Raw genomic sequence first — 6819 nt, 5'->3', positions numbered from 1 at the left:
CAACTCTGCCACCTCAATATACTCATCCGGTCCACCCATATTATATGGAGTCAAACCACAGTTGACGGCAGGAATTCCTCTTTCCCGATACATGCGTGCATCGGAGGCGCCGACGCGGATTGTCAGAACAGGAGTTTCGCCCATTACATCAAATCCACTAGCGGAGATTAAAGGAAAGATCTCATGATTGACATCTGAACAATTCGCTTCGTATTTTTGTAACACACTGTAGGACAGTCCATCTATTGAATCGACGACCTCTTTAACCACTTGTTCCACTTCTGAAGAGGTGACACCGACAGGTAGCCGGATGTCCACTTTTGCTTTGGCAAGGGCTGGGACTAGATTCGGCGCGATTCCACCTTCGATGACGCCGAAGTTGACGGTTATTTTTTGGATAGCCTCTGTTTCCCCTTTGCCTGAATATTGTTCGGACACGCCCCCTGCGTTTACAATCGCCTGCAAAATCGATTCTGGAGTTTCCACTGGAATCATATCAATACGCTCTTTCAACTTCATCATCCCGACAATCAATTTTTCAATCGCATTGTCTCCTCTATATAAATGCGCCCCATGAGCAGCTACTCCTTCGGCGACTAATTCTATCCAAAAGGGTCCTTTTTCTCCGAATCTGAGAACCATCGGAGAGCCGGCGTCTCCCTTGATCATGACGTCTCCTATTGCATCTGGAATTGTCTCTAGGATAAATTCAGTACCTCTTTTACCGCCGCTTTCTTCATCCCCAACTAGAACCAATACGATTTCGCCGGACCAGTAGTCTCGGAATTCCGCGAGCAATAGAAATGCGAAAATCGAACTTGCCACGCCGCCTTTCATATCAGAGGCTCCCCTGCCGTATAGTCGGCCATCTTTCTGCACAGCTGCAAAAGGATCCACAGACCAATCTGCATGGTTACCTGCCGGAAAAGTATCCAAATGTCCATTAAAGATAAGGCTTTTTCCAGGTCCATTCCCTTTAATCTTTGCAACAACATTGACGATCGGCTCTTCCATTGTCGGATAGAAAACTTCCGCGCCGACCTTTTTTACCATCTCTCCAATGAGCAATGCGATTTCACGTGTGTCAGAAGGTGGGTTTTCGGTAGGTATTTTCAATAGCGCAGAACAGATATCAACCACTTCATTCTCTCGTTGATTCATTTCCAGCATCACTTTACTTCTGATCTCTTGTAAATCCATTTCATTCACGATCATCTCGACCCCTCCAATACAAGATTGTCATTCCTTACTACATCACAAGACACATAATGGTTATCACTCATATCCCGAAACTTGGGAACGTTGACCTTACATTCAGCAATGGCATTCGGACATCTCGTATGAAAGTGGCAGCCGCTTGGTATATTGAGTGGGCTTGGTATATCCCCTTTCAAGACTTGTATTGTCGCTTTCTCCTTGCCCGAGATATCTGGAATGGCAGAAAACAAAGCTTTCGTGTAAGGATGCAGCGGGTTGTTGTAGATTTCTTTTTTACCGGCAAGTTCAACCATTTTCCCTAAATACATCACACCAACCCGGTCGCTAATATGCTTTACGACCGACAGATCATGCGATATGAAAATGTAAGTCAATCCGAATTCCCTTTTCAACTTCTTTAGCAAATTCAATATTTGAGCTTGTACAGACACATCCAGCGCAGACACGGCTTCATCACAAATGATCAATTTCGGCTCAACGGCAAGTGCTCTTGCGATGCTGATCCGTTGCCGTTGACCGCCGCTGAATTTATGCGGATAACTCCAATAATGATTTGCGTTAAGCCCCACTTTTCGCAAAAGATCCTGGATGAACCGCAATTCCTCTGCCTTTGGGACGATGCTATGGAAACGGACGATTTCCCGTAACATCGCACCGACTGTCATCCGTTGATTGAGCGAGCCGAATGGATCTTGAAAAATGATTTGGATGTCCTTACGCAATTTTCGTAACTGCGTATTCGAGAATTTGCTGATATCATTCCCTTCGAACCACACCTCGCCTTCAGTGGGTTTCAACAATTGTAAAATGACTCTCCCCATCGTCGATTTCCCGCAACCCGATTCACCGACGATTCCTAACGTTTCTCCTCTCTTCACCTGAAAAGAAATGCCGTCCACAGCCTTGATTGCATTTCCACCTTTCTTGAAGTGTTTCTGCAAGTCTCTCACTTCCAATAAAATCTCCGGTTCCTTTTCATGCTTTATACTCATATGACCTGTCCCCCTCCCCTATTCCAAATTCTCCCATTTCGGTGAATGCAGCCAACAGCTCACCTTATGCTGACCTTCTCCCGTTAAAGTCGGTTCAACTTCATGACATGTCTGTCGCGCATAAAGACATCTTGTTGAAAATCGACATCCTTTCGGCATTTCATTCAACCCGGGAACCGATCCTTTAATTGTCGGTAGATCGTCTTGTTCCTCGTGAAGCTTCGGAATCGATTCGATCAACCCCCGCGTGTAGGGATGCTTCGGATTCTCAATTAAATCCATCGTCTCACTTACCTCAATCACTTTGCCCGCATACATGACAATGACGCGATCTGCAATTTGTGAAACGACACCTAAATCATGTGTAATCATGACGATCGACATATCCAGCTCCTTTTTCAATCGGCCCATCAATCCGAGAATCTGGGCTTGTGTCGTTACATCCAATGCAGTTGTCGGCTCGTCGGCAATTAATAGATTGGGATTGCAGACAAGGGCCATAGCAATCATGACCCGTTGGCGCATTCCCCCACTCATTTCAAATGGGTAGTCATGGACACGCTTCTCAGGAGACGGAATACCAACAAGTCGCAGCATCTCCACCGCTTTTTCCATCGCTTGCTTCTTCCCTACTCCTTCATGCAGACGAACAGATTCTGCAATTTGCTTGCCGACGGTATGAACCGGATTCAGTGAAGTCATCGGTTCTTGAAAGATCATTGAAATTTGTTTCCCGCGGATTTGACTGATTTCTTTTTTCGTCTTCTTGACGAGATCTTCCCCTTTAAACAGGATTTCACCTTTCATAATCTCACCATTTTTCGGAATCAACCCCATAATGGCTAATGAAGTCAAACTCTTCCCGCAACCCGATTCACCGACGATGCAGAGTGTTTCTCCCTTTTTTACGGTAAATTCTACATCACTTAACACGGGAATCGTTTGACCTTTATTCACGAAGCCGACGTTTAACTCCTTTACAGTCAAAAGTTCAGTACCCATATCTCCCGCCTTCTTTCATTAGTCATTCGCCGTCATTTCAATTTCGAATCGAACATATCCCGTATGCCATCTCCGAACAGATTGATGGACAATACGGTAATAAATATAAATAGCCCAGGAAATAATCCAAGCCATGGAGCCTGTTCCAAATATCCTTGTCCTGTCGACAGCATGGAACCCCAGCTTGGCGTAGGCGGTTGTGTCCCTAATCCCAGATAACTAAGTGATGCTTCCGTAATGATGGCAGCTGCAATCGCTAATGTAGCCTGAACGATGATTGGCGCTATCGTATTCGGAAGGATATGGATGAAAAGGATTCTCCAGCTCGGCAATCCCGACGCCCGCGCCGCTTCTACGTACTCCTTCTCCCGATGCGCTAGCACTTCACCCCTGATCAGACGCATGAAACTTGGCGTGAGGACAAGGCCAATGGCAATCATGGCGTTCTCCAATCCCGCACCGAAAACTGCGACTAAGGTCAACGCCAATACAAGCGGCGGAAAGGAGAGCATCGCATCGGTTATGCGCATAATCAGGAATTCATCCCACACTCCCCTGAAATAGCCTGATAGCATCCCGATCGGCAATCCGATGCCTAAAGCAATCCCTACTGAGATTAACCCGGCTTTCAAAGAGGTCGTTGCCCCGTAAATCACTCTGCTGAATAAATCCCTTCCCAATTCATCCGTCCCGAACCAATGCGCAGCACTAGGAGGGACTAAAACCGCAGAATAATCTTGTTCGGTATGACTATGTGTGGCAACTACGCCCGGGAAGAGAGCCAGAAAGATGAGCAGAATGGTGAACACGCCTCCGACAACCGCCAACTTATTCTCCAAAAGGCGTTGAAGCATCTCTTTCATCAACCGTATTCTTGGATACTCAGTTTTCACAGAAGTGATTTCACCTTTTTGGACTTGTTCCATCATCTTTCGCCTCCCACCTTAATCCTCGGATCCAAAATCGAGTACGTGATATCGACCATAAAGTTAATGATAACCACGCTGAACGCCATCATCATAACCGCCCCTTGGACGACTGGAAAATCCCTTGCCAATATGGCACTGTACACAAGTTGTCCGATGCCTGGGATTGAAAAGATTGTCTCAATAATGACCACCCCGCCAATTAACGTCGCGAATTGCAGTCCGCTGATTGTAATGACCGGAATAAGCGAGTTTCGAAGCGCATGCTTGAAGACAACCGCTCTCTCCATCAACCCTTTAGCATAGCCTGTCCGGATATAATCCGACTGCAATACTTCCAGCAAACTGGATCGCAGCATGCGGGTCAGCTCAGCAGCCAGTCGGATGCCAAGCGCCAATGCTGGCATAAGCATTAGCAACACACTTCGCACCGGATTTTCCGCCAACGATACAAAACCAGAAGGCGGAAGCCACCCTAATCCGACCGAGAAAATAAGGATGAGCAAGATGCCAAGCCAGAAAGGTGGAAAGGACACACCTGACAATGAAAAGAACGTGCTCAGATAGTCTAAAGACGTCCCTTTTCTCGTAGCACTAATAATGGCTGCCGGCACCGCGATCAATACCGCAATCGCAAAAGACATGAATGCCAATTGAATTGTAATCGGCACTTTCTTCAATAAAATCGCAGTGACATCATTGTTATCCCGCAGCGATTTACCGAAATCTCCTTGCAAACTATCTGTCAACCAATGCAAATATTGAACAGGCAAAGGATCATTCAAGCCCATCTTTTCCCGCAATGCTTCCAATGCCTCAGGAGAGCTCTCTTGTCCAAGAATGAGCATCGCCGGGTCTCCGGGCAATATATTCAGCAGCGAGAAGATAATAATGCTTACTAGCAACAGAACAACGACCATGAGGCTGAAACGACGAAGTAAGAAATAAAACATGCTACTCCTCCCATCTATACAATCCCCGTACATACACCGACTCTTCCGACCACTATCGTCTAGTCAAAATAAATTCGATCCGGGCGAATCATTCCGTCAGGATAATGAATGAAACCGTTTACATTTGTCTTCATCGCTTTATTTTCATCAATGTGTACGAGGAAAATGTAATTCGCCTCATCAAACACGACTTCAGAAAAGCGTTGATAAATTTTCTTCCGCTCTTCTTGATCCAATGACACACGGGCATCCGTCAACAGCTTATCAATCTCCGGATTATTCACCTTTGCATAATTGTTATAACCGTTGGACATGAAGAATCTGCTTACACTTCCGTCCGGATCAGTACGGCCATCCCATCCTAAGTAAAGCGCTTCATAGTCACCCGCGATAGCGCTGCTCAAAAGCGAACCGATTTCCTGCATTTCAACATTTACGGTTACACCAATCTCCTGCAGCATCGATTGCACCATTTCCGCCATCTGCTTGTCCGTTTCTACCGGTTTCACTTTGATCGTAAAGGAAGGATCTTTGATGCCGGACTTTTCGAGAAGCGACTTTGCTTTCGTCAAATCTCCTTTTGGCACTTCCAGCGAAGGATTATGTGCCCAACTTGCCGGCGGGAATGCACTAACAGCGGGCAACGCTGCCCCATGGTAGACGACATTCGTAATCGCTTGACGATCAATTGCAATATTGATCGCTTCCCTGAAATCCTTATTATTGAATGGAGCTTTCGCAGGATTTAAATGCAATCCTAAAAATCCTCGCCCCTCTTTGGCTGACAGCTTAACAGCGGAATTCCCTTCGATTTTCTTGATATCCTTGAAACCAACGACCGTTATCATATCGACATCACCGGAAATCAGATTCGTCAATCGGATATTCTCATCTGTATACGGTTTGTAAAGTACATCTTTGATGATGGCAGGTTCTCCCCAATACTCATCAAAACGCGAAACTTTAATATGGCTCTGGAGTTCCCGTTCAACAAATTGATATGGTCCCGTTCCGACTGGATGCCGTGAAAAATCCTCACCTGATTCCTTTACTGCAGTCGGTGACAGCATCATACCCGCACGATCCGTCAAATCCCCTAAAAATGGAGAAAACGGTGTCTTGAGTTGAACTTCGACCGTGAGTTCATCAATGACATTGACTTGCTCCACCTGCTCCACTTCCCCATATCGCGGCGACCCCATCGCAGGATCGAGCATCCGGTCAAAATTGAACTTCACAGCCTCCGCATTGAACGGAGTGCCATCATGGAAGACAACCCCTTCCTGCAGGTAAAATGTATACGTTTGGTTATCATCCGAAATGTCCCAGTCCTTCGCCAACTTCGGGACGATATTCATATCCTCATCAATATCAACTAACTTATCAAACAACGAATGCAACACTTGCCGGTCAACCGCTGTACTGGACAAATGCGGATCCAACTGCGGCGGATCATCATCCAGCCCAATTACCAACTTATCCTTTCCATTGCCGCTTCCTCGCCCGCTCTTATCGCCCATCTCCCTCGTACTATCGCCGGAAGCAGAATCACTACAGCCAGAGACAATCAATAAGATTGTTAGCGTAAATGCTACTAACGACCACCCTTTGAAGCTTTTCATGTTTGAATCCTCCCCCAAAAAATATTGCTGATATCAATTCCACCAATCTCTGTATCGAACAGATAAAAATCATAAATGCAAAGTGACTATCAACTTTAAAGGTCTA

The 6819-nt window shown here is 46.0% G+C and carries 6 protein-coding genes; all 6 read right to left on the bottom strand.

Translation table 11 applies throughout. From position 1 onward, the window contains the following. Positions 1 to 1215, bottom strand: a 1215-nt coding sequence (locus AWV70_RS09860; protein ID WP_060206587.1) for a M20/M25/M40 family metallo-hydrolase, incomplete at its 3' end; no start/stop codon positions are given. Then, the gene (locus AWV70_RS09855) at positions 1212 to 2210 is read right to left on the bottom strand and encodes an ABC transporter ATP-binding protein (RefSeq protein WP_060206585.1); all 999 of its coding nucleotides are present in this window, start codon (positions 2208 to 2210) and stop codon (positions 1212 to 1214) included. The genes AWV70_RS09855 and AWV70_RS09860, both read right to left, overlap by 4 nt. Before the next feature lie 18 nt (positions 2211 to 2228). Continuing rightward, the gene (locus tag AWV70_RS09850; RefSeq protein ID WP_060206583.1) at positions 2229 to 3212 is read right to left on the bottom strand and encodes an ABC transporter ATP-binding protein; all 984 of its coding nucleotides are present in this window, start codon (positions 3210 to 3212) and stop codon (positions 2229 to 2231) included. 32 nt (positions 3213 to 3244) lie between these two features. Then, complete coding sequence (locus AWV70_RS09845) at positions 3245 to 4138, bottom strand: ABC transporter permease (RefSeq protein ID WP_082713546.1); 894 nt, start codon at positions 4136 to 4138, stop codon at positions 3245 to 3247. Then, positions 4138 to 5091, bottom strand: a complete 954-nt coding sequence (locus AWV70_RS09840; protein ID WP_060206581.1) for an ABC transporter permease — start codon at positions 5089 to 5091, stop codon at positions 4138 to 4140. The genes AWV70_RS09845 and AWV70_RS09840 overlap by 1 nt, the downstream gene beginning before the upstream one ends. A gap of 59 nt (positions 5092 to 5150) precedes the next feature. Beyond that, positions 5151 to 6713 (bottom strand): ABC transporter substrate-binding protein, encoded by a 1563-nt coding sequence (locus AWV70_RS09835; RefSeq protein ID WP_060206579.1) that lies wholly within the window; start codon positions 6711 to 6713, stop codon positions 5151 to 5153. Positions 6714 to 6819 lie beyond the last annotated feature (106 nt).

Origin of the sequence: Sporosarcina koreensis, from assembly GCF_001531445.1 — a bacterium.
In the GTDB taxonomy this organism is placed as follows: Bacteria; Bacillota; Bacilli; order Bacillales_A; family Planococcaceae; genus Sporosarcina; species Sporosarcina koreensis_C.
The sequence above is the reverse complement of the archived record's forward strand: the minus strand, read 5'-3'. Positions and strand labels throughout refer to the sequence as shown.

Excerpts from the sequence above, each read along its gene's own strand:
- AWV70_RS09855 (WP_060206585.1), bottom strand. The coding sequence starts at position 2,210 with ATGAGTATAAAGCATGAAAAGGAACCGGAGATTTTATTGGAAGTGAGA.
- AWV70_RS09850 (WP_060206583.1), bottom strand. The coding sequence starts at position 3,212 with ATGGGTACTGAACTTTTGACTGTAAAGGAGTTAAACGTCGGCTTCGTG.
- AWV70_RS09845 (WP_082713546.1), bottom strand. The coding sequence starts at position 4,138 with ATGGAACAAGTCCAAAAAGGTGAAATCACTTCTGTGAAAACTGAGTAT.
- AWV70_RS09840 (WP_060206581.1), bottom strand. The coding sequence starts at position 5,091 with ATGTTTTATTTCTTACTTCGTCGTTTCAGCCTCATGGTCGTTGTTCTG.
- AWV70_RS09835 (WP_060206579.1), bottom strand. The coding sequence starts at position 6,713 with ATGAAAAGCTTCAAAGGGTGGTCGTTAGTAGCATTTACGCTAACAATC.